We start from the raw sequence: 26147 nt of genomic DNA, 5'->3' as shown, positions 1-26147 counted from the left end.
GGCATGATGCCGGCCCGGTTCCTATCGCGGCGGAAGTGTCGACATGACGGTTAGCAGCGCCACCTCGAGCACATCAAACACGACGTCGACCAGTTCTGCCAGCACGGTGACAACGACCGGCACGACCAATTCGACCAGCATCGATTGGGATGCCCTGATCGAGGCCGAGGTCAACGCCAAGCTCGCAGCGGCGACCTCGATCACCACGACGATCACCGCGAACGAAGCCAAGATCACGGCCTATCAATCGCTGCAGACCGAGCTGTCGACGCTGGCGACCGGGTTGTCGTCGCTCAGCACCTCGATCATCAATTCGATTGCCACCAACGCGTTCGCCACCCGGGCGGCGACGATCTCGTCCACCGGTGACGTCAGCGCCTCGTCGGCGCTCAACATGAGCGTCAACAGCGGCTCGGCGACCGGCGATCACACGCTCCAGATCACCCAGCTCGCAACCGCGCAGAAGGTGATCGGCTCCTCGCAGTCGAGCAGCTCGATGGCGCTGGGCCTCTCCGGCACTTTCTCGCTCGGCCTGTCCGGCGGCACCAGCACGGCGATCTCGATCACCAGCGGCATGTCGATGCAGGATATCGTCGACACCATCAACGCCCAGACCTCGACCACCAATGTCCAGGCCTCCATCGTCCAGGTGTCGAGCGGGTCCTACGAGATGGTGCTGACGGGGACGCAGGACGCCGCTGACATCGCCTATTCGTCGACGTCGGGCGATGACATCCTGAACAAGCTCGGCGTCACCGACACGTCCGGGGCGTTCATCGACGTGCTGCAGAAGTCGCAGTCCGCGGAGTTCACCCTCGACGGCATCGCGCTCACGCGTAACACCAACGACATTTCCGACGTCCTGTCCGGCGTCACGTTCGACCTGCTGCAGCCGACGCCGAGCGGCACCAGCGTCAACATCAGCATCGAGACCGACACCAGCCAGATCACGTCAGCGCTGCAGACCTTCGTCACCAACTACAACGCATTTCGCGACCAGGTGATCGCGCAGTCGGCGCAGAATTCCGACGGCACGGCCGCGTCGAGCGCGGTGCTGTTCGGCGACAGCACGATGCGCGATCTCATGACCCAGCTGCAGCAGGTGCTCAGCGGGACGGTCGGCGGCATGACGATGGCCGATCTCGGCCTGTCCTTCAATGAGAACAACGAGCTCCAGCTCGATACCGGAACGCTGTCGACGGTGCTGACGCAAAATCTCGCCGGCGTCACCCAGCTGCTGTCGGCGCAGACCGCCAGTTCGTCCAGCCAGCTCAGTGTGGTCAATACCGGCACGTCGCCGCAATCCTTCACGCTCGACCTCACGGTGGACTCCACCGGTACGCTGACCGGAGCCTCGGTCGGCGGCGACAGCTCCGGCTTTTCGGTGGTCGGCAACACCATCATCGGCAATTCAGGAACGATCTACGCCGGTATGGCCTTCACCTATACGGGCTCGACCTCGCAGTCGATCACGGTGACATCGTCGTCCGGTTTGGCGACGCAGCTCTACCAGCTCGCGCACACCAGTTCCGGAACCAGCGGTCAACTCCAGACCATGATCACCAACTTGCAGTCGCGCGACACCGACCTGCAGTCCCAGGTCAGCGACATTCAGAGCAATGCGGCGACGTTCAAGGCTCAGCTGCAGGTTCAATACGCCAATTACCAGGCGGCCATCGAAAGCGCGAACAATACGCTGGGCTACCTGAAAGCACTCCTAGACGCAGCATCGAGTAACTGATGACACAGAATGCCACGGCCTACCAAGCCAACAATGCCTATCGATCCGCAGCGGTGGCGGTGCCGCCGCTGAAGGCGGTGGTGATGCTGTGCGACGGCGCGATCACGCTGTTGCAGAAGGCGCTGGACGCGCACGAGGCGAAGCGCTTCGAGGAAGGGCACATCTATCTGACGCGGGCGACCGCGATCCTGCGCGGGTTGAGCCACAATCTCGACTTCACCCGCGGCGGCGCGATGGCCGATCGTCTCTACCGTACCTATAGCGCTCTGATCATGGCGTGCCTGCGCTCCTATGGCCGGCCGCAGGCCAGGGAGAATTTCCGGCGCATCATCGCGAGCCTGGCGGAATTGCGCGACGCCTGGAAGTTCGTCGAGGCGACCGCCGGCAAGGCCGCCAAGGCCAGGGCACTCGACAAGACGCTCGAATCAGCCGCCGACCGCTGAGCCCGGAGAGGGCCGCGAATCACCCGGCGAGGGCGGCTAGCGGGCGCAGCAAGGGCCTGGGCGGGCGCTCCCGGTTGGGGAAAATAGCCGTGCGGCAAGCGCCATGCTGGACCTGATGCGGCAGCGGCGGAAATTGATTTCCGCCGTCCCGCGAATGCTTTATGACAGCCTTGGCGACGAGGCTGGATCTGCGCGCGCGATGGATGTTGCGACATTCGAAGACCTGATCGACCGGCTGGGGGAGGATCTGTCCCGCTGGCCCGACGATCAACGTCTTGCCGCCGCCCAGCTCCTGGCATCTTCGGCCGAGGCGCGGACGCTCTACGAGGAGGCGAGTGCGGTACGCCGCGCGCTCGCGGCGCCGCCGGTTCGCGCACCCAAGGGTCTTGCCGACCGCATCATGACCGCGGCGGCGAAATTGCCCCAGAAGCCCGCGTCGGGGCCGGCCTCGGCTGACGATCAGCCGAACGATGCACAAGCACCGGACCAATCCGCACAGCAAGGCAAGGTGCTGCCTGCGCTGTTGCTGGCCCTCTGCCTGTTGCCCGCATTGACGCCGCCGGCATTGATGCTCGGCGAGCCGGATCTGCCGATCAGCCTTTCGCTCTAAAACGCTCCGCACTGCCTTTGCAGCTGTCCGCGGGCTCTCGCGGCGAGATGCACGGCTGCGAGCCGCGAACCCGCAACGGACACGGCAAGTTCTGCCGATTCTTCAAGTGATTCCGGGTGGATGAATCCGCGCCTGAAATCGGCGCGTCGTCCGTTTTATCTGCGAACGACATCACGACCCCAATGTTCCACCGCGTTCCGTCGCGCATTCCGCGGCGAAGAGAGCCTTGTCATGACCGTCTCCTCGGCAACCTCTGCTGCAACCTCCACCACGTCGAGCTCGTCGTCGAGCGCGTCGATGGGGATGAGCTCGACCGATTTCCTCAACCTTCTCGTCAGCGAGCTGCAAAACCAGGATCCGCTGAACGCCACCAGCACGACCGACTTCATCAACCAGCTCACCTCCTACGCCAACTTCACCGAGCAGCAGTCGACCAACGCCAGCATGACGTCGCTGGCGAGCTCGTTCTCGAGCCTCGTGACGCTCAACTCGGTCAACTATATCGGCCACACCGTCGAGGCGAAGACGAACACGGCGGAGCTGAGCAACGGCTCGGCGACCTTCGGCTACTCGCTCACCTCGGCTGCGTCCAACGTCGCGATCACGATCCAGGACTCCTCGGGCAACACGGTGTGGAGCGGCAAGGGGACCGGAACCGCCGGCTCCAACACCTTCACCTGGAACGGTCAGTCCTCCGACGGGACCCAGCTCAAGGACGGTGGCCAATACACGATTCAGGTGACCGCGACCGACTCCGCCGGAAACTCGCTGCTCAGCTACACCACGATGACAGGAACGGTGACCGGCATCGATGCCTCCGGCTCGACGCCCTCGCTGCTCGTGAACGGCGTTCCCGTCAGCGCCGCCAACATCATCGGCGTCACGTCCTGATTGCCTCCGGAGTTTTATCATGAGTCTCACTGGTGCTCTTTCCTCGGCGATCTCGGCGCTCAACGCGCAGAGCCAGTCGCTGGCAATGATTTCCGACAACATTTCCAACGCCGACACCACGGGTTACAAGACCACGTCGGCGATGTTCCAGGATCTGGTGACCGCGTCGAACAGCGCCACCTCATACACGTCCGGCGGCGTCACGGTGTCCGGCCGCGCCAACATCACCCAGCAGGGCTTGCTGTCCGCGACCACCAACGCCACCGACGTCGCGATCCAGGGCAGCGGCTTCTTCGTCACCACCAACGCGACGTCCGGCGGCACCACCTCCTATACGCGCAACGGCGCGTTCACCACCGACAATCTGGGCTACCTCGTCAACAACGGCAATTACCTCGAGGGCTGGCGCACCGACGCTGACGGCAACATCATCGGCAATGCCTCCGCCGCGAGCCTTGGTCCGATCAATACGCAGGTGGCTTCCACCAGCGGCAGCGCCACCACCAAGACCACCGTCGCGGCGAACCTGCCGGCCGATGCCGCGGTCGGTGCGACCTTCAATAGCTCGATGACGGTCTACGATTCGCTTGGCACGGCAAGCACGATCCAGATCGATTGGAAGAAGACCGCCGACAACAGCTGGCAGGCCGATTTCGAGACGCCAAAGCTCGCCTCGGACTCCACGACAGACAGCGCCAACGCGATCACCGATACGGTGGATATCACCTTCAACAGCGACGGCTCGCTCGCCTCGACCAGCCCGAGCCCTCCCGTCATCTCGGTGACCGGCTGGAAGGATGGGGCGGCCGACAGTTCTGCCGCCAATGGCACGGCCATCACGCTCAATCTCGGTACGGCCGGCAAGACCGACGGCCTGACGCAGTATTCATCGGGTGAGACCACGCCAGCGGTCGATCTCACCAGCATCACGTCGGACGGTCTGCCCTATGGCAAGCTGAGCAGCATTTCGATCGGCAAGGGGGGCGTGGTCGACGCCACCTACTCCAACGGGCAGACGATCGCGATCTACAAGATTGCGGTCGCGACCTTCAGCGACCCCAACGGATTGAGCGCGGCCAGCGACGGCATGTACTCCGCGACGGCAGCTTCCGGCAACGCCACGCTGCAGACCTCGGGCACCAACGGCGCCGGCACGATCTACGGCAGCGAGCTGGAGTCGAGCACTACCGATACCAGCGGCCAGTTCTCCAACATGATCTCGGCGCAGCAGGCCTATTCGGCGGCCTCGCAGGTGATCACCACAGTCGACAAGATGTTCGATACGCTGATCTCGGCGGTGTCGCGATGATGACCGAAAAGCAAAGTGACCGCTTGCTGGTCAGGCTTCAGCGGCTGAAGGCGAAGGCCGCTGCGGTCCGGCCGGACGATCGCGCGCAGCTTCGTGCGTTGCTCGACGATGTCGGAACGTTGCGGGACCAGCTGATGCGCGAATGCGCGCGGCTCGACCATGAACTCAACCGGGCCGCGGTCCGGGTAACGGCAATCACCGCGTACGGGCGCAGCGCACAATCGGTTCGCGCCCTGCGTCGCGGACACTAGCTTGAACGGGAGCGATGACATGACACCGGAACGCAACATCAAGATCAATCCCGCGGGAAATGACGAGCGCGCAAGGTCGTTGATCGCGCTGATCGACAATCTGATCGCGATCGTGAACGAGGAGAATGTCGAGCTCGCCAAGGGCTTGCCGGCCTCGCGACTGAAGCAGGTCGACGAGAAGCATCGCCTTGCCACCCTGTTCGAGCAGTGTGTGGCGGAAGCGGTCGGCAAGACGGCAAATCTCAACGTCCAGGACCGCGTGCTGCGCGAGCAGCTGATGGACCGGATCCTGAAGCTGCGCATGGCGATGGACGAGAATGTGATGCGGCTACGCGCTGCGATCGATGCCAGCAATCGCAGGATCGAGGCGATCATGCAGGCGATCCGCGAGCAGATCGCCAACGTATCGCCTTATGGCGCCGGCGGTCGTCGCGTCACGCCGGCGATGTCCTATGGCACCAACGTGCGGGCCTGATCGGGCCGGCGCCGGAGGGAGTTGGTCGTGTCGTCGCTCGATATCGCACGAAGCATCGCATTCAGCGGGCTGTCAGCCACGCAGGTGCAGATCAGCGTAGCTTCGGCCAATATCTCCAATGCCGACACCAAGGGCTATACCGCGAAGACCGCCAACCAGAGCAGCAGCGTCACTTCCGGTGTCGGTACCGGCGTCACGATCACGGGGATCAGCAGCGCGGTCGACAAGCTGCTTTTGAAGTCGCTGGTCGGGGCCGATTCCGATCTCGGCGCCGCCGATACCACCAACAGCTTTCTGACCGAGCTCCAGCAGCTCTATGGCAGCACATCGAGCTCGGACAGCTCCACAACGGGCACCTCGCTGGCCAACACGATCGCGGCATTCGAGTCGGCGTTGTCGTCGCTGGCGAGCACGCCGAGCAGCGCGTCGCTGCAATCGAACGCCGTCAGCGCGCTTGCGGCGATAACGACGCAGCTGCAGCAGACCTCGAACGGCATCCAGACGCTGCGCTCCAATGCCGACCAGGACATCGCATCGTCGGTCACCGATATCAATTCCGACCTGCAGCAGATCTCCGACCTCAACAAGCAGATCAAGCAGCAAGCGGCAGCCGGGCAGTCGACGGCCGATCTGGAGGACCAGCGCAACAGTGCGCTCCAGGATCTCGCGTCGATGATGAATGTGAGCTATTTCACCACGTCGAGCGGCGATCTGCAGATCTATACCGGATCGGGGCAGGCGCTGGTCGATAGCACGGCGCATCCGCTGAGCTATACGGCGCTGCCCAGCGTCACGGCGTCGACGACGTACAGCGCGGGATCGTCGAGCGGTTTCAGCGGCATCTCCGTCAACGGCGTCGACATCACCTCGCAGATCTCCTCGGGCAAGGTCAGCGCGCTGATCACGCTGCGCGACCAGACGCTGCCGGCCGCGCAGTCGCAGCTCGACGAGCTGGCCCGGCAGCTGACCGCGAGCGTCAACGCGGTGTCGAACCAGGGCACGTCGGTGCCGCCGCCGGCCAGCCTGACCGGAACTGCCACCGTGAGCAGCACGACGCCGTTCTCGGCAACCGGCACGGTGCGCATCGCGGTTGCGGACAAGAGCGGCAATCTGGTGTCCTACCGGGACCTCGATCTGTCGTCCTACGCCACGGTCGGTGATCTCGCCACCGCGATCAACGGCATCTCGGGGCTGTCAGCTTCGGTCGATGCCAACGGACACTTGTCGATCTCGACGACCACATCCAGCAACGGCGTTGCGATCAACGAGATGACGAGCTCGGTCGGCAGTTCGGGCGAGGGCTTTTCGGATTACTTCGGGTTCAACGACCTGATTACGGGGACCGGCGCGTTCGACATCGCCGTTCGCAGCGACATCCTCAACGGCACGGCGGCGCTGCCGACGGCGACGCTCGATGCGTCGTCCACGATGACGGCCGGAAACTCGGTGCTGTCACCGGGCTCGGCGACGGTGGTGAACGCGCTCTCGAGCGCGCTGACGGGGTCGACCAATTTCGGCATGGCTGGCGGCCTCGGGGCGACCACCGGCTCTTTCACGGACTACGCGGCCGCCATCGTCGCCAACGCCGCTGGCAAGGCGACCCAGGCGTCGGCGGCCTACACCGCCAAGCAAACCGCGCAATCGACCTATGCGAATTCGCTGTCGTCGCAGTCTGGCGTCAACATTGACGAGGAATCCGCAAATCTGAGTGCGTTGCAAAACAAATACGCCGCCGCGTCCCAGATCATTACCGCCATCAATGCCATGTTCTCGGCGCTGATGACCGCGATGAGCGCCAGCTGAACCCGAGGCCGTCGTCATGACGATGCGCGTTGCCACCTTTGCACAGTCGGACCTGATGATATCGAACGCGTTGCGGGTGCAGGCGGTGATGGCCAACGAGCAGGTGCAGGAGTCCTCCGGGCTGCAATCCGAAGATTTCGGCGGCTACGGTTCCGGCGCCGGGCGCGTCATCAATTTGCAGGTGTCGGTGACGCGCGCGCAGTCCTATATCGATGCCAGCCAACTCGCCGATAACAAGGTGCAGGTGATGTATTCGGCGGTCGGCTCGGTGACCGACATCATCACGCAGTTGCGGACCCAGCTCAGCGCGGCCACCACTGGCAGCAGCACGGCGACGGCATCGGTGATCAACTACGCCCAGCAGGCCATGGCGCAGATGCAGGGGCTGCTCAACACCCAGTATGACGGCGAATATGTCTTCAGCGGCGCCCGCACCGACACCGCGCCGGCGGATCTGTCGAGCTTCGACACCGGCACCGGATCGCTGACGACATCAGACACCAGCTACTACAAGGGCGACAGCGAGATCGCGTCCGTGCGCGTGTCGGACAGCCAGTCGATCTCGTACGGCGTCACCGCCGACAATCCGGCGTTCGAGCAGGTGATGCGGCTGTTGAAGTACGTCGGCAACAGCGCGACGCTGTCGTCGAGCGACATCACGCAGGCGCTCGACCTCGCGAGCAATGCGCTGGATGCCACATCCACCGTGCAGGCAAAGCTGTCGGCCGCGGCGTCGCAGATCGAGACCGCCAGCACAAACCAGAGCGATTACCAGAATTTTGCGAAGACGCTGTCGACGGACCTCACCAGCGTCGATGTCGCGGCCGTGACGGCACAGCTTTCGACCTATCAGGCGCAGCTGACGGCGTCCTATTCGGCGATCTCCAAGATCCAGAGCATGAATCTGGCGAGCTATTTGCGATAGCTATCGCCGGCATCACCGGTTCAGAATCTTCAGCCAGACATCGCCGAGAATGATCGGCTCGCGCGGCGGAAGCCAGGTGAGGCCGGCAGCCTTGCCGAGCTCCGCGATGGTTCCCTTGGCCTGCAGGTCGGTGAGGACCTTGTTGACCGATTCCAGCAGGACCTTGTCGGTCTCGAGCGCAACGTAGCCGCGGTTGGCGCCGATCGGATAATAGTAGCCCGAGGCCGTGATCCTGGTGTCCGGATGTTCAGCGCGGTAGGCGTCGAAGCGGCGCAGGTCGAGCAATGTGGCGTCGAATTCGCCGCGTTCCAGTTCGCCCAACAGATCGCTGCGCCCCGGAACGAGGTGCGTGATGTCGTCGATCAGCTTTCCCTTGTCGAAGGTCATCAGGATGGCGTCGCCCAGCGTGCCGCTTTCGATCGTCAGGCGAAGGCCGGCGAGATCGCCGATATCGGTGATCTTGCGCTCCTTGATCTTGTCTTTGGCCTTGGGACCGAGCACGACGGTCATCGGCGAATAGATGTAGGGCTGGCTCGGCGCCAGCACGCCGATCGGGATCCGCCGGCGGCGATCCTCGCGGGTGGCGCCGTCGAAGTCCGGCAGCTTGGCCGTCGTGACGCCGGGCGCCTTCAGCGAGTCCGTGGTAAGCGCGTAGCCGCCGACCAACGAGCAGCGCCCGTCCGACAGCAGCGCATTGGCTTCGAGCGCCGGGCTTGCGGTGTCATCGAGCTTGCTTTCGAACCACTGGATCTCGAGCTTGCGGCCGAGCCGCCCGGTTATTGCCTGCGCGAGCGCAACGTCGAAGCCCGAGGCGGGCTTGCCGCGATGATGCACGGAAAACGGCGGCAGGTCCTCGTCGAGACAGACTCGGAGCGGCTCGTCGGCCGCGCGTGCCGCGGTCACGCCGGCAAGCGTCGAGATCAGTGCGAAGCCGAGAGCGGCGGCTAGCGCCGCGGTCCAGGCCCTCATGGCTTTCTCCGGCTTGCGACGAAGGCCCAGAGATCCGATATCTCCTCGTCGCTCAGGATGTCGCCCCACGGCGGCATCTTGCCGTTCTTGCCCTGCTTCACCGTGGTGACGAACCGTGTCTTGTCATCGGGATGGGTACGAAGGTCCGGCGTGACCGTGCCCGAATTGACCATGTTCGGACCATGGCAGTGCGAACACTTCTGGGCGTAGGTGACTTTGCCCTTGTCGATCGTGGCCTGATCGCCGTCGGCATTTGCTTGCTGTGCGATGGCAGGCATCGTCATGGTCGCGATGCCCGTCATCGCGGCGGCGGTGAACACCGCCGCCGTCCAGATCGATACTGTCTTCACGTGCGATCCGCGCTCACTGCTTGACGGCGAAGACCCAGAGGGACCCGCCCGTCGGCACTTTCGCAAGGCGCTCGTCGCCGGAGAAGATCGAGTACACTCCGCCGTAGCCGCTGGTGACGGCGATATACTGAACGCCATCTTGCTGCCAGGTCACCGGCTGGCCTTCGATGCCGGAGCCGGTCTGGAAGCTCCACAGCTTCTTGCCGTTCTCGGCGTCGAACGCATCGAATTCACCGGTCAGCTGGCCGGAGAACACGACGCCGCCGGCGGTCGAGAGCACACCCGAGAAGCGCGGGATGTCGCTCGCCACCTCCCACTTGCTCTTTCCAGTCATGGGCTCGATGGCCTTGAGATAGCCGCGCGGTCCGTTGGGCCAGGCCCAGGGATCGGTGAGGTCCATGCCGAGATACCATTCGCCCTGCTTGTAGGTCGCGGGCTCGGCCTTGTAGTTGCCGCCGATATTGAGCGTATTGGCGTAGGCTAGGCCGGTCTGCGGATTGTACGACATCGGCTCCCAGTTCTTGCCGCCAAGGATCGACGGTTGCACCAGGACTTTCTTGCCGTCGCGCGCATCCTTGGAGATGTCGGTCTCGATCGGACGGCCGGTTTTCAGATCGATGCCGCTCGCCCAGTTGACCGTCACGTAAGGATTGGCCGCGAGCAGCTTTCCATTGGTGCGATCGAGCACGTAGAAGAAGCCGTTGCGGTTGGCGTCCATCAGCACCTTGGTCGGCTTGCCCTCGACGGTCATGTCGGCGAGCACCATCTCGGCAACCGAGTCATAGTCGAACGGGTTGTTCGGCGAGAACTGGTAGTGCCACTTGATCTTGCCGGTCTTCGGATCCAGCGCGAGCACCGAGCAAGTGTAGAGGTTGTCGCCGGGACGCACCGCCGAATTGAACGGTCCGGGGTTGCCGATGCCCCAATAGACGGTGTTCAGCTCGGCATCGTAGGAGCCGGTGATCCAGGTCGATCCGCCGCCGAGCTTCCAGGTGTCGCCCTTCCAGGTGTCGCCACCGGGTTCGTCCGGGGACGGGATGGTATGGGTGCGCCATAGATGCTTGCCGGTTGCGGGATCCCAGCCGTCGATGAAGCCGCGGGTGCCGAACTCGGCGCCCGAGATGCCGGTGATCACGACGCCGTCGGCGACCAGCGGGGCCACCGTCATCGAGTAGCCTTCCTTGATATCCGCGGCCTTCTGGCGCCACAGCTCCTTGCCGGTCTTGGCATCGAGCGCGATCACATTGGCGTCGAGCGTGGTGCGGAACACCTTGCCATCGAACAGCGCCGCGCCGCGGTTGATGATGCCGCAGCAGACGATGCGCGGTGTTTCGGCGGGATATTCGACCTTGGTCTTCCACACCTGCTTGCCGGATTTGGCGTCAATCGCCATCGTGGCGTTGTGCGTGGTGAGATAGATGGTGCCCTGGTAGATCAACGGCTGCGATTGCTCGCTGCGATCGTCGGCGAGACTGTAATTCCAAACGGGAACGAGATTCTTGACCGTGTCCTTGTTGATCTGGTTCAGCGTCGAGAAGCGCTGAAGATTGTAACCCATGCCGTAATTGAGAACGTTCGAAGTATCAGTCGCCCCCTTGACCAACTGCTCGTTGGTCTGGGCGCTTGCACCATACGATGCAAGAATCACGAGGCTTGCGGCCAGCGCAATGCGTCTCATCCTATCCTCCCAATGAACCTTTTTCGCACGCCTATTCCTGACGTTGCGGACGGAACCATCCGCCTGAAACCAAAACGGGTCAATACGAAAACGTGAACGAGCGCCCGCTAACCGCAAGAGACTGATCGAAAGCGTCAGGTCTTTCGCAGATGCGTTCGTGGCTTGCCGCGTGGAATACGCTACACCAGCGCGGCCCGCCGTGATGCCGCGGCGCGAACCGTCAGCTGGACGGCGTCGGAGGACAGACACCCGGCCGCGGTTTCGCGCCCCGCTTGTCCGGCGGCACATTGCAATTATCGATACGCTGCTCGTCGGTCCATTTGCGGCCGAGCCGCTCCTTGCCGGTGAGCACGCGCTGCTGGACCGCCTCCGCCGATGGGGCAGGGTGCCGGGTCTGCGCGGACACGGGCGCAAGCAGACCGAGCACAACCAGACAGCCCAATGCGCTCCTCCAAATGTCGCTCATGGCTCGCCTCGATCATCTTGGTGCGATACGTCGGAGCTTCACAGGTGACCAGTCGGGAGGTCTCTTTCCACCCGAAAACCGACAAGGACTCACCGGTTGCGCCAGCTGTCGAAGGTTCGCCAAGGCTGTTATGGTGCGCTTTTCGTGGCGCACTTCGCCCCGTCGCCGGAGCGGCACGTAAGGGAGATGAATGATGATTTCGCGTCGATCGTTTGCTCTGACTTTGGCCATGGCCGTCCTGTCGGCGCCCGCCCTGGCGGCATCCGGCCGCAAGGGCGCGCTGAAGATGCTCGATCCTGATAATGACGGTACGGTCGATCTCGCCGAAGCCAAGAAGGCTGCCGCCAATCTGTTCGCGAAGCTCGATCCCGACCATGACGGCACGCTCGACGCGCGCGAATTGCGTGGACGGCTGACCGCGAAAGAACTGGCCGCTGCCGATCCCGATCACGACGGCACCCTGACGCTCGACGAATATCTCGCGGTCGTCGAGCAGCGCTTCAAGGCCGCAGATCCCGACAATGACGGAACGCTGGATGCGAAGGAGTTGAACTCGCGCGCCGGCCGGGCCCTGCTGCGCCTGCTCAAATAAGTTGCCAGCCGGCGAACTTTGCCGGGCGGATTTGCCGGATATTGACGCAGAATTCCGCACATAACAAAAAAAGTTGCGATTTCGCTCTTGGGCAAGACGCGGCTGGATGAATCGGGTCTCCTTACCCACGCGTCGCCGCCCGGCAGCCGGAAAATGCCCGACAGATCAGTGTCGGAGTTCCCAATGCCGGGCAGATGTCAGCGAGCCGTCGTCCGCTTCGGCATGTCCAGCAGCGAAGTCGGGTCCTTACCCGGCCGGCTTGCGCCCTGGAAAAGGCAGCCCTAGCTTGCCGCGCGGCGCGAGGCTTGCGCCAACTTATGACTTGGGAGAAGGAAATGGCCTGGAAAACACCGAAGATCGTCGAAGTGCCGGTGGGCATGGAAATCAACATGTACGCCTGCGCAGCGCGCAAGTAATCTTAAGACAAGTAACGCGAGACAGCCTGCCCGGCTCGTGCAGCGCGCTGCATCGAGCCGGGCAGGCGTCTTTTGTCGAACGTGTCTTTCTCGGGCGCTGCGGCCGCTCGGACAGCTTCTCTCATACCCTTCCCACAAGACCTTGAGACCGACACCACCTGCGCGATTGGCGGGCCTAGCTGCTTTGTCCTACAGTGTGGCCTGAGGCGGTGGTGCGGGGACGATGAATCCAAAACTCAAGACCGGGCGTTGGGCGGGGATGCTGTGCGCGGCGATTGCCGGCATCGCGGCGGCGTTGCCGCCTGGCGCATATGCCGAGGACTTTGATACCGAGCACATCTTCGGCTTCATGATCGGCTCCGACGTGGGCAATGTCGGTGAGCGCGAATTCCAGAGCCAGACCACAGGGCGCTTCGCCAAGGACGGCGGCCGGTATCGCACGCTCAATCAGGAAATGGAGCTCGAGCTCGTGCCCGCGCCGAATTTTCGTGTCGAGCTCGGAACGTCATTCGGCGCATACGACATCAACCGCGTTCCGGGTCTTGACGATCGGCGCCAGCTGTCGTGGCAGAGCGTCTCGGTCGATTTCCGCTATCGCTTTCTGAATCGCGAGACGGCGCCCTTTGGCATGACGGTCGCGCTGGAGACGCGTGCCGATCGCGTCGACGAGACGACGGCCGCAGCCGTCCGTAGTTATGGCACCGAACTCACGGTCGCGTTCGACCGCGAGGTGATCCCGAATTTTGTCATCGCGGCCCTCAACCTAAGCTATGAGCCCGAATGGACGCGCACGCCGCGCACCGGCGCTGCGGATCAGGATGCCACCATCGGTGCCGCATTCGGCCTCATGGCCAGGGTGAAGCCGGATATCCTGATCGGCGGCGAAGCGCGCTATTTCAGGAAGTACGAGGGAATCGGCCTGGATGAACTGTCCGGGCAGGCGCTGTTCATCGGACCGACCGCCTATTTCCAGCTCTCCGAACGTTCACGCCTGACCGCGACCTGGAGCGTCCAGGCCTGGGGGCAGCGGGCCGGAAGCAATGCCGCCCTCGACCTCGTCAATTTCGAGCGCCATCAGGCGCGGCTGGTGTACGGTTTGAACTTCTAGAGCGTGAAGCCTCCCGGACCGGGTTCCCCAACCTCTCACGGGGCTGTGAAACCCGGACGTGGCTGATTACGTATTTCGCCGTGTTATCTATTGCATGAGCACGCTTAGGGATCGCGCATGAACCCGATTGATCTGATCGTCACGGTATGTGCCGTGCTGTCGCCCGCCACCTGCGAGGAGCAGCATCTGGTGTTCAACTGGAACGGCTCGCTGCAGCAATGCGCCATGGCCGCGCCGCCTTACATCGCGCGGTGGGTCGGCGAACATCCGAAATGGACCGCGGTGCGCTGGCGTTGCGAATATCCGCACAGCAACGATCGGGCCGGCACGGGCGGCGAGCTGCCGGCGGGTTAGCCTTCCTATTTGTTGCAGTCCTTCAAGTCCTTGTCGGATACCGAAAACACGGCGTCGGCCTTGATCTCGATGTCGCGAACGAAGCACTGCCTGGCGCCGCTGTAGCCGACCTTGGCGTCGTAGCGGCCGGGCTCGACGCCGGTGATCCGCAGGCGCTCGTCATGGTCGACTTCCTTGTCCTTGTCATTGAGCGTCTGGTTCGGACCCCACTCGTTCTTGCCTGCCGGCGACAGCGCAAAGCTCGAAATCGTGGCGCTGGTCAGATTCCACAGCCGAATGCCTTTGCCCTTGCTTTGGGCGAGCACCGTCGCCGGCAGCACAAGCGACGCAACACCAACAGCGATCAACGCGCGCGACATCCAGCCTCTCCTTTATGCTTCGTCCAAGGATGACGGCGTCTCACATATTTGCAAGGTCCAACTGTGAGAGTTGCCGCTTGATTTCGTCGATCTCGGGTTCGCCGCGCGTCGCGCGTGGTGTGGCAATGGTCTCGACGTGGAGGATTCGGGCCGGCCGCGATGACAGGAAGAACAGGCGATCGCCGAGGCGAACGGCGTCGTCGAGATCGTGGGTGACGAGCAAGGTCATCATTTTCCGGCTCGCCACCAGCGTCGCGACCTGGTCGCGCAGCCGCCCCGCGAGCGCATTGTCGAGCGAGGCCAGCGGCTCATCGAGGATCAGGAAATCGGGCTCGATGGCGAAGGCGCGGGCCAGCGCGACGCGGCGGGCGAGGCCGAGCGACAGCTCCGCGGGAAAATGGTTGCGGTGCGCGCCCAGTTCAAGCACCTCGAACAGCGCAGAGAGCGTGCTGTCGTCGACATGCGGCGCGGCCAGCCGCACATTTTCCTCGACCGTGCGCCAGGGCAACAGCCGCGGCTCCTGGAAGACCATGCCAAGGCGCATGCCCGGCGACCGCGCGACATGGCCCCGGTAGTTGGCGTCGAGCCCGGCGAGGATCCGGAGCAGGGTGCTCTTGCCGCAGCCTGACGGGCCGAACAGCACGCCGACCTCGCCAGCGTTCAGCGTGAAGGTGACGTTGTCGAGCACGTCGTGCCGCTTCCCGGCCGCGCTCTCAAAACTCTTGCCGGTGATATTGACTTCAAGCTGCACGGAGCCGCCACCGCGTTAGCCTGGTTTCAAACGGCTGCACCAGCAGGGTTTCGATGATGAGCACGACACCCGCAAAGCTCAGTGAATAGGCAAGCAGCAAGGGGATGTCGAACAGCTGGAAGGCAACCCCGATCTCGAAGCCGACGCCGTTCGGCCGGCCGAGATATTCGGCGACCAGCACGATCTTCCAGACCAGCGAGAGCCCGGAGCGCGCAGCGGCCGCGATGTAGGGCGCAAGCTGCGGCAGGATCACATGACGGAAGGCGCGGCCGCGCGGAAAAGAAAACGCTGTCGCCATTTCGTCGAGCGCAGGATCGAGCGCGCGGGCGCCTTCGCGCAGGGTGACGACGGCGGTCGGCAGCTTGTTGATGGCGATGGCGGCGATCGCGGCGACCTCGGTCAGCCCGGCCCAGATGTAAGCGAGCACGATGACGACGAGCGCGGGCAGGTTGAGCAGCAGGATCAGCCAGGGATCGCCAAGGCGATTGGCAAGCGAGACACGGCCCATCAAATAGCCGATCGCCGAGCCGAGCGCCATGGCAAGGGTGAAGGCCAGCGCGACCCGGGCCAGGGTTGCGCCGAGATTGACGAACAGCGCGCCCGATCGGGCTTCGGCGACGAGCACCGACAGCACCGCCGGCGGCGCCGGCAGCTTCGCATCGCCGATCAGCAGCGAGGCGATCCACCAGGTCGCGATGAACAGCGTGAATGAGAGGAGACGCAGCACCGCTAGTCTCCCGGGATCGCTTGGTAGAAGGTGCCGGGATCGAGCTCGGTTGCCGTGCCGACCAGATCGCGGCCGCCGAGCTGCGCCAGCACCCGGTAGAGCACGCGCGCATCGGCCTCTTCGTCCGCGATCGGACGGCGCGGGATGCCTTCGCGGTAGCGCTCACGATAGGCATGCAGGGTTGCGGGATCCTGCGCGCCGGTGAGCGGCGCGATCGCGTCCCATTCGGCATCCGAGGTCGCCAGAATCTCTTTCGCCGCGCGGGTCACCGCGATGAAGCGGGCCACCAGATCCTTGTTGGCATTGGCCCAGGCTTCGTCGAACACGTAGCCGATCATGGCAATGCGGCCCTTGCTGCCGAGCTTTTGCAGGATCTCTTCCATCCCGGCGAGCCGGCGAAAGCCCTTGGCTTCGAGCGCGGCGCAGAAATTCCAGTAATTGAGCGTCGCGTCCATCTCGCCGCCGAGCGTCTTGGCGGCGAGCAGCGGCGGCGCGCCGTAGACGATGGTCGCCTGCGACTTCAGGTCGACGCCGTCCTGCTTCGATGCGGCTTGCAGCAACAGCCAGTTCTTGTCGATCGCCCCGCCGGCAATAGCAAGCTTCCGCCCCTTGAGGTCCGCGAGCGTCTTGACCGGCGAGGAGGCCGGGACCATCACGGCGCCGAGCGCGCTCGAATAGGGATAGAATTGCAGCTTGGCGCCGAGCGACCGCTCGCGCGACACCCAGGGCCAGTCCGATACCATCACATCGGCCGTGCCGGCGCGCAGCGCGATCTTGCCGGCCTCGGGGCTGGCCAATTCGACGACGTCGATCGACAGATTGGCCTTCTTGTCGAGACCATGGGAGCGAATGACGGCCAGTTCCCAGGCCAGCGTTCCGGTCTTCTGCGCTGCAACGCGGATGGTCTGCGCGTAGCACGAGGTGCCGAACTGCATGACCGCCAGAACTGCCGCAGCCAACACCGTGCGTACAGAGATGATCATCGTTTCTTGAGCCACTTCCCCGAATGTTTTCTTTTCTGATCAACATCCATAGCATAGCTTGCGGAAAGAGAAGAGGAAGCAGGACGATGGCAGGAGCTGGCATGCTACGACCGATTGTCGCCATCCTGGTGCTGGCCGGGACGGCCGTCAGCGTGCGGGCCCAGGAGATCAACGACTATCCGACCTCGGCGCGGGCGGAATATGTGTTCGGCTGCATGAAGGCCAATGGCGAATCCCGGCAGTCGATCGAGCAATGTTCCTGCTCGATCGACGTCGTCGCCTCGATCATCCCCTACGATCGCTATGTCACCGCCGAGACCGTGCTGAGCATGGCGCAGGTGCGCGGCAATCTGGGCGGCCAGTTCCGCTCGTCCGAGCAGGCCGCGAACGCGCTCAACGACCTCAGGCGCGCCCAGGCCGAAGCCGAAGTCAGGTGCTTCTAGAGCATGATCCGGAAAAGTGCGAAGCGGTTTTCCGGAAACATCATGCTTAAATATCGGGCTAAGGCGCGATAGCGATCCAACCTGATCTCATTGCATTTTGCGTCCGTCGTGACGCGAGGCGTCAGGTGCCGGGATTCTCGACCTTCCATTCGTGCTCGAAGATATGCCCTTCGGTGTCCTTGGCTTCGGCACGGAAGCGCTTGGCGCCATTCGAGACGTAGGTGAAGCGGATATTGGGATCCTCGGAAATCGAGATTCCGCCCTCCATCGCCAGCACCGGACTGTCGTCCTGCCAGATGTGCAGCTCGTTGACGAAGAAGGCCGGGATATAGAGCTGCGTGACCTGGTCCATCTGCAGGCCTGAATTATTCGGATGCCCGATCATGATCTGGGCTTCCCGCGTGCTGGTCGCAGGTCCCTGTTCGGGCTTGGTGAATTGCCGGTAGCGCATCTGGCCGAGGCGGTTCCTGGCTTCCTCGACGTTCTTGCCGGCCGGCGCCGAGCAGCCGCCGGAGGCTTTGACATAGATCTTGCTGACATAGAGCTTGCCGTCGCTGAGCTCCGCGACGGCGTGCACATTGGTGTAGTTGTTGACGCGGACACGGGTCGAGATCTCGGTGACGTTGGCGGCCGGCCCCAGCGTGAACTTCGCGGCCATCGGCGCCGGATTCTCGTCGATCACAAGCGTGATCGCGACGACGCGGCGGCTGTCGCTCGGCTGCAGCTTGGTGCGCAGCGTCACTGGCACGATCGCGGCGTCTTCCGCGCGCATCGGCATCTCGATGCCGATGACATCATTGCCGTCATTCATCGGGCGGTTGCTGAAGATGTCCTGGACAAGACCCGGCCAGGGATCATAGGCCTCCGCGGCGGGCGCAGCCGGTGTGCCCAGCGCGATCGTGAGCAGGCTTGCGATGCAAAGCAGGCGGGCGCGATGTCCGGTCATGTTCGCGAAATCCTATGCAGCCGCCTCACTATAGGACGAACAGCTACTCCCATTCAATTTCCGAGAATGCTGCAGTTGCGTTGCGGGCGTTGTAGTCGTCGAACAATTGCCAGCGCGGCCGCTCGGCGGCTGCCGCGTGCTCGGCCGCGGCCGTGATCGGCTTGCCGCTTGCGACCAGTGCGCGCACGTCCGCGGCCAGCACCCCAAGATAACGCCGCTCGTCGGCAAGCGCGGCCGGCCACGCGCTCACGGGCCCGTGACCGGGGACCACGCGCTCGGCGGTGATCGCCACGAGCTCGTCGAGCGCACGCAGCCAGCCCTTGAGGCTGCCGTCGACCACGGGAATATGGATGAGAAACACCATGTCGCCGGCGAACAGGGTGCTGGTTTGCTCGTCGAGGACCGTGAGGTCGTTGTCGCTATGGGCGGGCGGCCACGCCTTCAGGGTGAGGGCCCGGCCGCCGAGGTCGAGCCTCAGCGTGTCCGCGACCAGCACGGTCGGGGGGATGATCTTCACCTCGTCGATCAGCTCGTCGCCCATGGTCCGGCGAAACCCGTCGAGGTAGAATTGCCCGCGCGCGGCCAGCGCGCGTGGCAAAGACTTATGGCCGACGAAGCTGGTCCCGTCGCCGACGAAAGCCGCATTGCCGAAGCTGTGATCCGGATGGGCGTGGGTGTTGATCACGTAGCGGATCGGCTTGTCGGTACGGCTGCGGACCGCGGCGAGCAGCTGTCGTCCTTCGCGGACGCTGCCGCCGGTGTCGATGACGGCGACGGCGCTGTCGCCGATCACGAATCCCACATTGGCGATGGCGCCTTCGTTCTCGCGCGTCATCAATGCGGTGACCCCGGTGTGAACGAATATTCCGGGAGCGACTTCGCTTACAGGCAATTCCGCCTCTTGCGCCCGCGCTATGGTCGGCGCCCAAAGCATCAGGAGCAGCGCAAGCACCGAACCGCCATGAGCCATGTTTCCGCCTCAGTTACTCCGCGACGCGCGATCGATGTCGTCGCGTTCCAGTTTGCGCTGCAGCAAGCAGCGCGGCGTGGTCGCGATCATTATTCCTGTTGCACGTCATGGTGCGCCGGGCAATTGCTGGATGGCGGCGATCGATCCGATCAAGAGGAGACCGCGTAATGAGAATTGTCGGATGCCGTCCTGTTCTGCTCGCGCTTGTCGGCTTCATCGCCTGTCTGGCCGGCCGCGACACCGCGCGGGCACAGGTCAATGATCAGGGCGAACTTTCCATCGAGCTCATCGATGCCCGCGTGCTGCGCATCTGTGCCGATCCCCGCAACCTGCCGTTCTCGAACGACAAGGGCGAGGGGTTTGAGAACAAGATCGGCGAGCTGCTGGCGGGGAAACTGCAAAAGAAGCTCGACTACATGTTCTTTCCGCAGGCGACCGGGTTCGTGCGGATGACGCTCGGCGCGCATCGCTGCGACGTGATCATGGGCTTTCCGCAAGGCGATGACCTCGCGCAGGGCACCAATCCCTATTACCGCACAGCCTATGCGATCGTTGCCAAGCCGGGCAGTGGGCTCGATGAGGTCACGACGCTCGAGGACCAGCGGCTGAAAGGCAAGCATATCGGCATCGTGGCGGGAACGCCGCCCGCGACCAACATGGCCATCAACGGGCTGATGACCAATGCGAAGCCTTATCCGCTGATGATCGATACGCGCTACGATTCGTCGGCCGAGGCGATGATGAACGATCTCGCCAAGGGCGAGATCGACGCCGGCATCCTGTGGGGGCCGATGGCGGGCTTTTACGCCAAGAAGGCCAACCCGCCGCTGCACATCACCCCGCTGGTCAAGGAGACCACGGGACCGAAGCTGATCTATCGCATCGGCATGGGCGTGCGGGCGTCCGACCAGAACTGGAAGCGCCAGCTCAATCGCCTGATCCAGGAGAACCAGCCCGAGATCAACAAGATCCTGCTCGACTACGGCGTCCCGCTGCTCGACGAGAACGACCGTCCAATCGGGCCGGAGACCGCGACCAAATCACCATGATCAGGCTCGCGGCCATGCTTGCGGTGATGTTCGTCGCCGCTTCGCCTGTCCGCGCGCAGGACCCACCCGCAGAGCCGGAGGGCTATCGCACCGAGGACTACCGCGCTCCGGTGCCGGTGACGCTTGCCGGCGCACGGGTGCTCACCACCGCGGAAGCGGAAGCGATCTGGCGCGACAAGTCCGCTGCCTTCGTCGACGTGCTGCCGCGTGCGCCGAAGCCAAATCTGCCAGCCGGCACGGTGTGGCGCGAAAGGCCGCACCTCAACATTCCCGGCAGCATCTGGCTGCCTGACACCGGCTACGGCAAGGTCGCAGCGCCCACGGAGGACTACCTGCGACGCGGGCTGGTCCGCGCCTCAGGCGGCGACGCCACCAGATTGCTCGTGATCTACTGCCAGGAGAATTGCTGGATGTCGTGGAACGCGGCCAAGCGCGTGCTGTCCTACGGCTACCGCAACGTGGCGTGGTATCCGGAGGGAACTGACGGATGGGAGCGTGCCAAATTGCCGCTGGCGGATGCCGAGCCCGAGCCGCGCGAGGGAGAGCAGTAAGCCCGGCCTCGCGCGCCACGTGGGCCGTTACTTCTGCTTGTCGAGCTTGTTGATGGTCTTGCCGCCGTCGCTGTCCGTTGTGGTGAACGAGACCTTGTCACCGGCGTGGAAGGCCTCCAGCGATTGTCCCTTCGGCACCTTGTATTCCTGGATCGCGCCGCCGGACGCGCCCACCGTGCCGCCTTGCGTTTGCTGGATCGAGATGGTTCCACTCAGTCGGTCAATCTTGGTGACCATTCCCGACATGGATTGCTGGGCCAAAGCCGCTGTGGTGACCAGGCTCGCGGCGGCAAGGCTGGTCATGACGATCTTGGCTGCTTTCATGGAGGTCTCCCAAGTTCAGATATAGTTGGAGACAACGAGCGGGCAGTGCAGTTTGTTCCGGATCGGCGTGGCCCAACAGACTGTTACCCAAAAGACCGTCAAAACGGCGCGTTGACGATCCCGGGGCGTTCGGTCGCAGGCCTCAATCGAGCTCCTGCTGGATGGTGCGGCCGAGCGCGAACAGGCGCTGATCGATCGCGGTCGGCACCTCGCAGACGAATTTCACCACGCGCCCGCGGTCCTCGAAGATGCGGGTCTCCCAGACCAGCTGGTTGCCGAGCTCGTCGACCTTGGCCTGGTCCGGCGGTGTCGCGTCCTGCAGCGCCTGCAGCTTGAGCGTGTCGTCGCGGATCTTCTCCGCGGCTTCGCGCTGCTTGCGCATCACGCGCTCGAGCCCGTTCATGACCGAGGCGCGCTGTCCGTTCAGCGTATCGAACAGACCGGCAAACAGCAGTTTTCCCGCATTCGCCTTGTCGGCCGCGGCCGCTGACAGGAATTCGGTGATTTCCTTCTGCGCCTCCTCGAGCGGAACGCGGCGCGCCGCGAGCTTGATCGCGAGCGCGCTGACTTTCGGGTCGTCCTTCCACTTGGTTTCGGCATCGCCGAGCGGCGGCCCGGCCCAGACTGCGGCGAGCGAGATCTCGGGCACCTTGGCCTGTTGGCAGGGCCAGTCCGGATAGCGCGGGTCGGCAGCCGATGCGGCCTGGTTCGACAGAACCATCGCGAGCAGCGCGCCCAGTCCTGTTCGCCAGCCTGTCATGCCTCGCCTCCGCCGGGTCCGCGGCGCACCAGGCCGCGCGATGGATCGTAAGCCAGGATCGCGCCGATCATGAAGACGACCGTGCAGCCGCCGACCACCGCGAGCGAAACCCAGTTCATCTTGCCGTACAGTGCAAACCGGATCAGCTCCACCGCATGCGTGAACGGATTGCACTGGCAGATATAATACAGCATCGGGCTGCCTTCCTGCACGCGCCACAGCGGGTAGAGGGCCGACGATGCGAAGAACATCGGGAAGATCACAAAGTTCATCACGCCGGCGAAATTTTCCAGCTGCTTGATGCTGGCCGAGATCAGCATGCCCAGTGCGCCGAGCATCAGGCCCGACAGCACCAGCGCCGGAAGTACGGTGAGGTAGCCGATGGTCGGCGGCGCGATGTCCCAGAACCACGCGATGACGAGGAAGGCATAGACCTGGAGCAGCGACACCGCCGTGCCGGCGAGCAGCTTGCAGAACAACAGATAGCTGCGTGGCAGCGGGCTGACCAGCAGCGTGCGCATATTGCCCATCTCGCGGTCGTAGACCATCGACAGCGAGGATTGCATGCCGTTGAACAGCTGGATCATCGCCATCAGCCCCGGCGCGATATAGACCTCGTAGAGGATGTAGGTCTCGTAGGGCGGGATGATCGAGATACCGAGCACCTGCCGGAAGCCGGCCGCGAAGATGAACAGCCAGACCAGCGGCCTGACCAGCGCCGACACGAAGCGCTCGCGCTGATGCAGGAAGCGCAGCGCCTCGCGCCACACGATGCCGTTCAGGCAGACGATGTATTCCGACAGCGAGAAGCCGCTTCGCTCAGGCGTAACCGTCGTGCTGGTCATGACGGCGGTCTCCCCGCGAGTGTTGCCGTTCCGGTCAGGCGCATGAACGCGGTGTTGACGTCCTGGGCGCCTGCGTCCGCGATCACCCGTGACATCGGGCCGTGCGCCAGCATTCGGCCCTGATGCAGCACGACGAGGTCGTCGTTTGGCATGATCTCGTCGAACAGATGCGTCGCCCAGAGCACGCCGATGCCCTGTTCGGTGACGAGCTGCCGGACATGGTCGAGAATGTCGGCGCGCGCCTTGACGTCGAGCCCGACCGTGGCCTCGTCGAGCAGCAGCAGCCGGGGCCGGTGCAGCAGCGCGCGGGCGATCTCAAGCCTTCGCATCTGGCCGCCCGAGAGATCGCGCACCTTGCTGGCGGCGCGGTCGGCAAGCCCGATGCGGCCGAGCACCTCGGCGCTGCGCAGCCGCGCCTCGCGCCGCGAGATGCCGTGCAGCGCGGCGTGATACAGCAGGTTCTGCGTCAGCGAGAGGTCGAGATCGAGCGTGCGCGGCTGGAACACCACGCCCATCAGCCGCAGCGCTTCACCCGGCGTCCGGCTGATGTCGTGGCCGAATATCTTGATCTGGCCGTTCTGGATGCCGAACAGCCGCGTCACCAGCGAGAACAGCGTGCTCTTGCCGGCGCCATTGAGACCCAGCAGCGCGGTGAAGCTCGCAGGCTGGACCGTGAAACTGACATCGATCAAAGCGCGGCGCGGACCGTAGCTGTGGCTGACATTGCCGATCGACAGGGCCGGCTGCACGGCCGCGGCTGTTCCAGGGCCTGCATCCGGCGAGAGCTGGTTCGCGATATGGGCGTCGCTTGCGGTCATGGCTGCGCGATCGTGATCCCCCAGGGCAGTTCGCCGACCTGAATGGTCTTGATCACCTTCTGGGCCGAGACGTCGATGACCGAGACGTCGTTGGAGACGCCGTTGGTGACCAGCAAATATTTTTCGTCCGGGGTGAAATCCATGTGCCAGACCCGCTGGCCGACCAGCAGATATTTGAGGACCTTGTGGGTCACACCGTCGACGACGGCGACGCGGTTGGCGGGGCCGAGCGCAATGAATGCGGTCTTGCCGTCCTTAGTCATGCCGATGCCGACGGGCTGGATCGCCTCGTTGCGCAGGCCCGGAATTTCGAAGGTGATCTTGCCGGTCACCTCGCGCTTGACCGGATCGATGATCGACACGGTGCCGCCGATCTCGGAGGAGACCCACAATTCGGAGCCGTCGCGCTTGAACTGGGCGAAACGCGGCCGCGAATCGACCAGCACATTGGCGACGATCTGGCGCGTCGACGTATCGATGAAATGCGCCATGTTGGTGGTCTCGGAGGTGTTGATCAGGATCTTGCCGTCCGGGCTGATCGTCATGCCCTCAGGCTCGACGCCGACCTGGATGTCGCCGATCCGGGCGCGCTTTTCGAGATCGATCACGGTGACCGTGTTGTCGTTCTCGTTGGCGACATACATGGTCTTGCCGGCGGCATCCTGGGTGAACAATTCAGGGTCGGGACCGGAGGGCAGGGTGTCGACGATCTCCTGGGTCTTGGTATCGATCACCTGGATCGTGTCGTCGTCGCCGACCGCAACCATCACGAACTTGCCGTCGCGCGAGAACTCGATGCCGCGCGGCCGCTGGCCGACCTTGATGGTTTTGGTCACCGTCCAGCTGCTGGTGTCGATCACCGTGACGGTGTTGCCCTTCTCGTTGGAGACGTAGGCAACGAAGGCGGACGCCGGTGTCGCGGCAAGCCAAACGAGCATCCCGGTCAACAGACAGCGGCGCCACATGCGTTTCATCTCCCTCACTGCAGCTTGCACTTCGTTTCAGGCCGGTCAACTCCGAGCGTGTCGAGTTCGGAGACCTGATGCAGGAAACCTTCCTGCGGCGAGACCGAAACGACCATACGACCATCGGCCAGCAGGATCGGCTGGCGAAGTTGCAGATTCCAGTCTCGCAGGGTCAAGCGCGTACCCTTGAAGGCGGCAATCGAGAAATCCTTGCCCTTGAGGAAGGCGATGACCTTCTTGGGGTCTCCCGAATTGGTGCGCGATGTGGCTTCCCCGATCATGCGCGCGGCGGTCCAGGCCTGCATGTCGAGCGCCGTCATGCGGCGCATGTTCAGCTTGACGAAGCGGTTCTGGATCTGGACCGCGCCCCACTGGTCATGCGCCGCGTCCCAGCTGGTCGGCACGAGGCCCGCCGAGCCCGCCACCGGCCGCGGGTCCCAGGTACGGTACGGCAGATAGTTCGCGAACACCTCGCTCTCGTCGGCGGCGACCAGCACGTCGTAAGCCGGCGCCTGCTGCGTGAACACCGGCACCTGGCGCTGGATCAAGGTCACGCCGCTGTCGGTGCGGCGCGCGCCGCCGGTGTCCTCGAAAGTCCGTTCCTGAACGATCTTGGCGCCGAAGCGGGTCGCGGCGCGGCGCAGCGCGTCGGCGTAAAGCTTGTCCTGATCATGCGAGCCGACCACCAGCAGCCAGCGCTTCCACTGCTTCCACACCAGATATTGGCCAAGCGCGTCCGCCAGCATCGAGCGGGTGGGTGCGATGTGGATGACGTTGGCCGCGGCAGTCCTGCTCGCGCAGCCGGTCGTCGATCGCGCCGGCATTGAGCAGCACGGTGCCGCGGTCGCGCAGCGCGTCGGCGACCTTGAGCAGGGCATCGGCCGGCAGGTCGGTGATGATATAGTCGTTGCGTCCGCCGAAGTCGGTCGCGACCTTGGCGACATCGTCGCTGTCCTTGACCTTGACCTCGTCGAGCACGAAGCGCTGATTGAGGAATTTGCCGGTCGTGTTGTTGTCCTCGATCGCAAGGCGCGCGCCGGCGATGCCGTCATTGTCGGCGGGTTGCTCGACCAGCGAGAGCGTCGATTTGACGCCGGCATGGCCGAGATAGCCGATATGAACCTCGACGGGATCAGCCGCCAGCGCGCCGGTCGCCACCATGCTGAGCGCGATCGTGCCGATCAGCCATCGCAACATAACTCCTCCCGCAGTCTTTTTTCACTCGGCATGGCCTTCGGAAATCCGGCCTCCATGCTGTTGACTTGCAAGATGCCG

Annotated in this window: 31 protein-coding genes and 1 pseudogene; 16 read left to right on the top strand and 16 right to left on the bottom strand. The window is 63.9% G+C overall.

What is annotated here, in order from left to right; all coding sequences use genetic code 11:
- The first annotated feature begins 43 nt into the window (after positions 1 to 43).
- The 9 genes from fliD (at position 44) to ACVMDN_RS24765 (ending at position 8448) form a co-directional block, all read left to right on the top strand.
- On the top strand, positions 44 to 1741 hold the full coding sequence (fliD, locus tag ACVMDN_RS24805; protein WP_456834855.1) for a flagellar filament capping protein FliD: 1698 nt from the start codon (positions 44 to 46) through the stop codon (positions 1739 to 1741).
- Positions 1741 to 2184 carry a flagellar export chaperone FliS gene (locus tag ACVMDN_RS24800; RefSeq protein WP_456834856.1) on the top strand — a complete coding sequence of 148 codons (444 nt, stop codon included), beginning with the start codon at positions 1741 to 1743 and terminating at the stop codon, positions 2182 to 2184. The genes fliD and ACVMDN_RS24800 overlap by 1 nt, the downstream gene beginning before the upstream one ends.
- Before the next feature lie 103 nt (positions 2185 to 2287).
- Entirely contained in the window at positions 2288 to 2794 is a 507-nt protein-coding gene (locus tag ACVMDN_RS24795) for a hypothetical protein (protein WP_456834857.1), read from the top strand.
- 231 nt (positions 2795 to 3025) lie between these two features.
- The gene (locus ACVMDN_RS24790; protein ID WP_310885676.1) at positions 3026 to 3685 is read left to right on the top strand and encodes a flagellar hook assembly protein FlgD; all 660 of its coding nucleotides are present in this window, start codon (positions 3026 to 3028) and stop codon (positions 3683 to 3685) included.
- 19 nt (positions 3686 to 3704) lie between these two features.
- Positions 3705 to 4994: a flagellar hook protein FlgE gene (gene flgE / locus ACVMDN_RS24785; RefSeq protein ID WP_456834858.1), complete on the top strand. Its 1290-nt coding sequence runs from the start codon at positions 3705 to 3707 to the stop codon at positions 4992 to 4994.
- Positions 4991 to 5245 (top strand): hypothetical protein, encoded by a 255-nt coding sequence (locus tag ACVMDN_RS24780; RefSeq protein WP_141339832.1) that lies wholly within the window; start codon positions 4991 to 4993, stop codon positions 5243 to 5245. Before flgE ends, ACVMDN_RS24780 begins: the two co-directional genes overlap by 4 nt.
- A gap of 19 nt (positions 5246 to 5264) precedes the next feature.
- On the top strand, positions 5265 to 5720 hold the full coding sequence (locus ACVMDN_RS24775) for a hypothetical protein (RefSeq protein ID WP_038379117.1): 456 nt from the start codon (positions 5265 to 5267) through the stop codon (positions 5718 to 5720).
- 27 nt (positions 5721 to 5747) lie between these two features.
- The gene (gene flgK / locus ACVMDN_RS24770) at positions 5748 to 7523 is read left to right on the top strand and encodes a flagellar hook-associated protein FlgK (protein WP_456814778.1); all 1776 of its coding nucleotides are present in this window, start codon (positions 5748 to 5750) and stop codon (positions 7521 to 7523) included.
- A gap of 16 nt (positions 7524 to 7539) precedes the next feature.
- Entirely contained in the window at positions 7540 to 8448 is a 909-nt protein-coding gene (locus ACVMDN_RS24765) for a flagellin (RefSeq protein WP_141339830.1), read from the top strand.
- Between the two features lie 12 nt (positions 8449 to 8460).
- Here ACVMDN_RS24765 and ACVMDN_RS24760 read toward each other — a convergent pair whose 3' ends face one another.
- The 4 genes from ACVMDN_RS24760 to ACVMDN_RS24745 form a co-directional block, all read right to left on the bottom strand.
- On the bottom strand, positions 8461 to 9417 hold the full coding sequence (locus ACVMDN_RS24760) for a substrate-binding periplasmic protein (protein WP_141339829.1): 957 nt from the start codon (positions 9415 to 9417) through the stop codon (positions 8461 to 8463).
- A complete protein-coding gene (locus ACVMDN_RS24755; RefSeq protein WP_229188856.1) occupies positions 9414 to 9701 on the bottom strand; it encodes a c-type cytochrome in 288 nt (95 codons plus the stop codon). Before ACVMDN_RS24755 ends, ACVMDN_RS24760 begins: the two co-directional genes overlap by 4 nt.
- A gap of 79 nt (positions 9702 to 9780) precedes the next feature.
- On the bottom strand, positions 9781 to 11445 hold the full coding sequence (locus ACVMDN_RS24750) for a methanol/ethanol family PQQ-dependent dehydrogenase (protein WP_076834181.1): 1665 nt from the start codon (positions 11443 to 11445) through the stop codon (positions 9781 to 9783).
- A gap of 220 nt (positions 11446 to 11665) precedes the next feature.
- Positions 11666 to 11911 (bottom strand): hypothetical protein, encoded by a 246-nt coding sequence (locus ACVMDN_RS24745; protein ID WP_456814777.1) that lies wholly within the window; start codon positions 11909 to 11911, stop codon positions 11666 to 11668.
- Between the two features lie 193 nt (positions 11912 to 12104).
- Between ACVMDN_RS24745 and ACVMDN_RS24740 the strand changes: the two genes are divergently transcribed.
- From ACVMDN_RS24740 to ACVMDN_RS24725, 4 genes are all read left to right on the top strand, one after another.
- Positions 12105 to 12503, top strand: a complete 399-nt coding sequence (locus tag ACVMDN_RS24740) for an EF-hand domain-containing protein (protein WP_092083082.1) — start codon at positions 12105 to 12107, stop codon at positions 12501 to 12503.
- A gap of 335 nt (positions 12504 to 12838) precedes the next feature.
- Positions 12839 to 12919, top strand: a complete 81-nt coding sequence (pqqA, locus tag ACVMDN_RS24735) for a pyrroloquinoline quinone precursor peptide PqqA (RefSeq protein WP_009031067.1) — start codon at positions 12839 to 12841, stop codon at positions 12917 to 12919.
- 223 nt (positions 12920 to 13142) lie between these two features.
- Positions 13143 to 14027, top strand: a complete 885-nt coding sequence (locus ACVMDN_RS24730) for a hypothetical protein (RefSeq protein WP_375162599.1) — start codon at positions 13143 to 13145, stop codon at positions 14025 to 14027.
- Between the two features lie 117 nt (positions 14028 to 14144).
- Positions 14145 to 14381, top strand: a complete 237-nt coding sequence (locus ACVMDN_RS24725) for a hypothetical protein (protein ID WP_168856069.1) — start codon at positions 14145 to 14147, stop codon at positions 14379 to 14381.
- A gap of 5 nt (positions 14382 to 14386) precedes the next feature.
- Here the strand turns inward: ACVMDN_RS24725 and ACVMDN_RS24720 are convergent, their stop codons facing one another.
- Genes ACVMDN_RS24720 through ACVMDN_RS24705 form a run of 4 tightly spaced genes read right to left on the bottom strand, consistent with a single transcriptional unit; the run spans position 14387 to position 17153 of the window.
- Entirely contained in the window at positions 14387 to 14740 is a 354-nt protein-coding gene (locus tag ACVMDN_RS24720; RefSeq protein ID WP_057020572.1) for a hypothetical protein, read from the bottom strand.
- 40 nt (positions 14741 to 14780) lie between these two features.
- Complete coding sequence (locus tag ACVMDN_RS24715; RefSeq protein ID WP_076834171.1) at positions 14781 to 15491, bottom strand: ABC transporter ATP-binding protein; 711 nt, start codon at positions 15489 to 15491, stop codon at positions 14781 to 14783.
- Positions 15481 to 16218, bottom strand: coding sequence for an ABC transporter permease (locus ACVMDN_RS24710; protein WP_057020570.1), 738 nt, complete (start codon positions 16216 to 16218; stop codon positions 15481 to 15483). Before ACVMDN_RS24710 ends, ACVMDN_RS24715 begins: the two co-directional genes overlap by 11 nt.
- 2 nt (positions 16219 to 16220) lie before the next feature.
- Complete coding sequence (locus ACVMDN_RS24705; RefSeq protein WP_168856108.1) at positions 16221 to 17153, bottom strand: ABC transporter substrate-binding protein; 933 nt, start codon at positions 17151 to 17153, stop codon at positions 16221 to 16223.
- Positions 17154 to 17302: 149 nt separating this feature from the next.
- Here ACVMDN_RS24705 and ACVMDN_RS24700 point away from each other — a divergent pair, with 149 nt between their 5' ends.
- Positions 17303 to 17644, top strand: coding sequence for a hypothetical protein (locus ACVMDN_RS24700; protein ID WP_371852187.1), 342 nt, complete (start codon positions 17303 to 17305; stop codon positions 17642 to 17644).
- A gap of 121 nt (positions 17645 to 17765) precedes the next feature.
- On the opposite strand, the gene ACVMDN_RS24695 is transcribed toward ACVMDN_RS24700, so the two are convergent.
- On the bottom strand, positions 17766 to 18590 hold the full coding sequence (locus ACVMDN_RS24695; RefSeq protein WP_456834859.1) for a quinoprotein dehydrogenase-associated SoxYZ-like carrier: 825 nt from the start codon (positions 18588 to 18590) through the stop codon (positions 17766 to 17768).
- A 43-nt stretch (positions 18591 to 18633) separates the two neighbouring features.
- Positions 18634 to 19524: a quinoprotein relay system zinc metallohydrolase 2 gene (locus ACVMDN_RS24690; RefSeq protein ID WP_456835861.1), complete on the bottom strand. Its 891-nt coding sequence runs from the start codon at positions 19522 to 19524 to the stop codon at positions 18634 to 18636.
- 203 nt (positions 19525 to 19727) lie between these two features.
- On the opposite strand from ACVMDN_RS24690, the gene ACVMDN_RS24685 reads away from it, so the two are divergent.
- Together ACVMDN_RS24685 and ACVMDN_RS24680 are read left to right on the top strand one after the other, a co-directional pair.
- Positions 19728 to 20609 carry a substrate-binding domain-containing protein gene (locus ACVMDN_RS24685; protein WP_212056182.1) on the top strand — a complete coding sequence of 294 codons (882 nt, stop codon included), beginning with the start codon at positions 19728 to 19730 and terminating at the stop codon, positions 20607 to 20609.
- The gene (locus tag ACVMDN_RS24680; RefSeq protein WP_076834160.1) at positions 20606 to 21160 is read left to right on the top strand and encodes a PQQ-dependent catabolism-associated CXXCW motif protein; all 555 of its coding nucleotides are present in this window, start codon (positions 20606 to 20608) and stop codon (positions 21158 to 21160) included. The genes ACVMDN_RS24685 and ACVMDN_RS24680 overlap by 4 nt, the downstream gene beginning before the upstream one ends.
- Positions 21161 to 21187: 27 nt before the next feature.
- Here ACVMDN_RS24680 and ACVMDN_RS24675 read toward each other — a convergent pair whose 3' ends face one another.
- From ACVMDN_RS24675 to ACVMDN_RS24650, 6 genes and pseudogenes are all read right to left on the bottom strand, one after another.
- A complete protein-coding gene (locus tag ACVMDN_RS24675; protein WP_016847793.1) occupies positions 21188 to 21484 on the bottom strand; it encodes a copper-binding protein in 297 nt (98 codons plus the stop codon).
- Positions 21485 to 21626: 142 nt separating this feature from the next.
- Entirely contained in the window at positions 21627 to 22244 is a 618-nt protein-coding gene (locus ACVMDN_RS24670; RefSeq protein ID WP_076834158.1) for a hypothetical protein, read from the bottom strand.
- A complete protein-coding gene (locus ACVMDN_RS24665) occupies positions 22241 to 23089 on the bottom strand; it encodes an ABC transporter permease (protein WP_057020563.1) in 849 nt (282 codons plus the stop codon). Before ACVMDN_RS24665 ends, ACVMDN_RS24670 begins: the two co-directional genes overlap by 4 nt.
- Entirely contained in the window at positions 23086 to 23907 is an 822-nt protein-coding gene (locus tag ACVMDN_RS24660) for an ABC transporter ATP-binding protein (protein WP_244558997.1), read from the bottom strand. Before ACVMDN_RS24660 ends, ACVMDN_RS24665 begins: the two co-directional genes overlap by 4 nt.
- Entirely contained in the window at positions 23904 to 24881 is a 978-nt protein-coding gene (locus tag ACVMDN_RS24655; protein ID WP_076834157.1) for a YVTN family beta-propeller repeat protein, read from the bottom strand. Before ACVMDN_RS24655 ends, ACVMDN_RS24660 begins: the two co-directional genes overlap by 4 nt.
- Before the next feature lie 5 nt (positions 24882 to 24886).
- A pseudogene (locus tag ACVMDN_RS24650) lies at positions 24887 to 26069 on the bottom strand (ABC transporter substrate-binding protein).
- Positions 26070 to 26147 lie beyond the last annotated feature (78 nt).

The sequence above is a fragment of the Bradyrhizobium sp. USDA 4510 genome (assembly GCF_054059095.1).
This window is presented reverse-complemented; position numbering and strand designations above follow the sequence as displayed.

What these genes read in the sequence shown, in the direction of transcription:
- ACVMDN_RS24745 (WP_456814777.1), bottom strand. Translation starts at nt 11,911, where the DNA reads ATGAGCGACATTTGGAGGAGCGCATTGGGCTGTCTGGTTGTGCTCGGT.
- ACVMDN_RS24675 (WP_016847793.1), bottom strand. Translation starts at nt 21,484, where the DNA reads ATGAAAGCAGCCAAGATCGTCATGACCAGCCTTGCCGCCGCGAGCCTG.
- ACVMDN_RS24750 (WP_076834181.1), bottom strand. Translation starts at nt 11,445, where the DNA reads ATGAGACGCATTGCGCTGGCCGCAAGCCTCGTGATTCTTGCATCGTAT.
- ACVMDN_RS24800 (WP_456834856.1), top strand. Translation starts at nt 1,741, where the DNA reads ATGACACAGAATGCCACGGCCTACCAAGCCAACAATGCCTATCGATCC.
- ACVMDN_RS24795 (WP_456834857.1), top strand. Translation starts at nt 2,288, where the DNA reads ATGCTGGACCTGATGCGGCAGCGGCGGAAATTGATTTCCGCCGTCCCG.
- ACVMDN_RS24740 (WP_092083082.1), top strand. Translation starts at nt 12,105, where the DNA reads ATGATTTCGCGTCGATCGTTTGCTCTGACTTTGGCCATGGCCGTCCTG.
- ACVMDN_RS24765 (WP_141339830.1), top strand. Translation starts at nt 7,540, where the DNA reads ATGACGATGCGCGTTGCCACCTTTGCACAGTCGGACCTGATGATATCG.
- ACVMDN_RS24680 (WP_076834160.1), top strand. Translation starts at nt 20,606, where the DNA reads ATGATCAGGCTCGCGGCCATGCTTGCGGTGATGTTCGTCGCCGCTTCG.
- fliD (WP_456834855.1), top strand. Translation starts at nt 44, where the DNA reads ATGACGGTTAGCAGCGCCACCTCGAGCACATCAAACACGACGTCGACC.
- ACVMDN_RS24695 (WP_456834859.1), bottom strand. Translation starts at nt 18,590, where the DNA reads ATGACCGGACATCGCGCCCGCCTGCTTTGCATCGCAAGCCTGCTCACG.
- flgE (WP_456834858.1), top strand. Translation starts at nt 3,705, where the DNA reads ATGAGTCTCACTGGTGCTCTTTCCTCGGCGATCTCGGCGCTCAACGCG.
- ACVMDN_RS24700 (WP_371852187.1), top strand. Translation starts at nt 17,303, where the DNA reads ATGCTACGACCGATTGTCGCCATCCTGGTGCTGGCCGGGACGGCCGTC.
- ACVMDN_RS24790 (WP_310885676.1), top strand. Translation starts at nt 3,026, where the DNA reads ATGACCGTCTCCTCGGCAACCTCTGCTGCAACCTCCACCACGTCGAGC.
- ACVMDN_RS24780 (WP_141339832.1), top strand. Translation starts at nt 4,991, where the DNA reads ATGATGACCGAAAAGCAAAGTGACCGCTTGCTGGTCAGGCTTCAGCGG.
- ACVMDN_RS24775 (WP_038379117.1), top strand. Translation starts at nt 5,265, where the DNA reads ATGACACCGGAACGCAACATCAAGATCAATCCCGCGGGAAATGACGAG.
- ACVMDN_RS24760 (WP_141339829.1), bottom strand. Translation starts at nt 9,417, where the DNA reads ATGAGGGCCTGGACCGCGGCGCTAGCCGCCGCTCTCGGCTTCGCACTG.
- ACVMDN_RS24730 (WP_375162599.1), top strand. Translation starts at nt 13,143, where the DNA reads ATGAATCCAAAACTCAAGACCGGGCGTTGGGCGGGGATGCTGTGCGCG.
- ACVMDN_RS24660 (WP_244558997.1), bottom strand. Translation starts at nt 23,907, where the DNA reads ATGACCGCAAGCGACGCCCATATCGCGAACCAGCTCTCGCCGGATGCA.
- pqqA (WP_009031067.1), top strand. Translation starts at nt 12,839, where the DNA reads ATGGCCTGGAAAACACCGAAGATCGTCGAAGTGCCGGTGGGCATGGAA.
- ACVMDN_RS24755 (WP_229188856.1), bottom strand. Translation starts at nt 9,701, where the DNA reads ATGACGATGCCTGCCATCGCACAGCAAGCAAATGCCGACGGCGATCAG.
- ACVMDN_RS24655 (WP_076834157.1), bottom strand. Translation starts at nt 24,881, where the DNA reads ATGAAACGCATGTGGCGCCGCTGTCTGTTGACCGGGATGCTCGTTTGG.
- ACVMDN_RS24725 (WP_168856069.1), top strand. Translation starts at nt 14,145, where the DNA reads ATGAACCCGATTGATCTGATCGTCACGGTATGTGCCGTGCTGTCGCCC.
- ACVMDN_RS24665 (WP_057020563.1), bottom strand. Translation starts at nt 23,089, where the DNA reads ATGACCAGCACGACGGTTACGCCTGAGCGAAGCGGCTTCTCGCTGTCG.
- ACVMDN_RS24685 (WP_212056182.1), top strand. Translation starts at nt 19,728, where the DNA reads ATGAGAATTGTCGGATGCCGTCCTGTTCTGCTCGCGCTTGTCGGCTTC.
- ACVMDN_RS24720 (WP_057020572.1), bottom strand. Translation starts at nt 14,740, where the DNA reads ATGTCGCGCGCGTTGATCGCTGTTGGTGTTGCGTCGCTTGTGCTGCCG.
- ACVMDN_RS24690 (WP_456835861.1), bottom strand. Translation starts at nt 19,524, where the DNA reads ATGCTTTGGGCGCCGACCATAGCGCGGGCGCAAGAGGCGGAATTGCCT.
- ACVMDN_RS24705 (WP_168856108.1), bottom strand. Translation starts at nt 17,153, where the DNA reads ATGCAGTTCGGCACCTCGTGCTACGCGCAGACCATCCGCGTTGCAGCG.
- ACVMDN_RS24670 (WP_076834158.1), bottom strand. Translation starts at nt 22,244, where the DNA reads ATGACAGGCTGGCGAACAGGACTGGGCGCGCTGCTCGCGATGGTTCTG.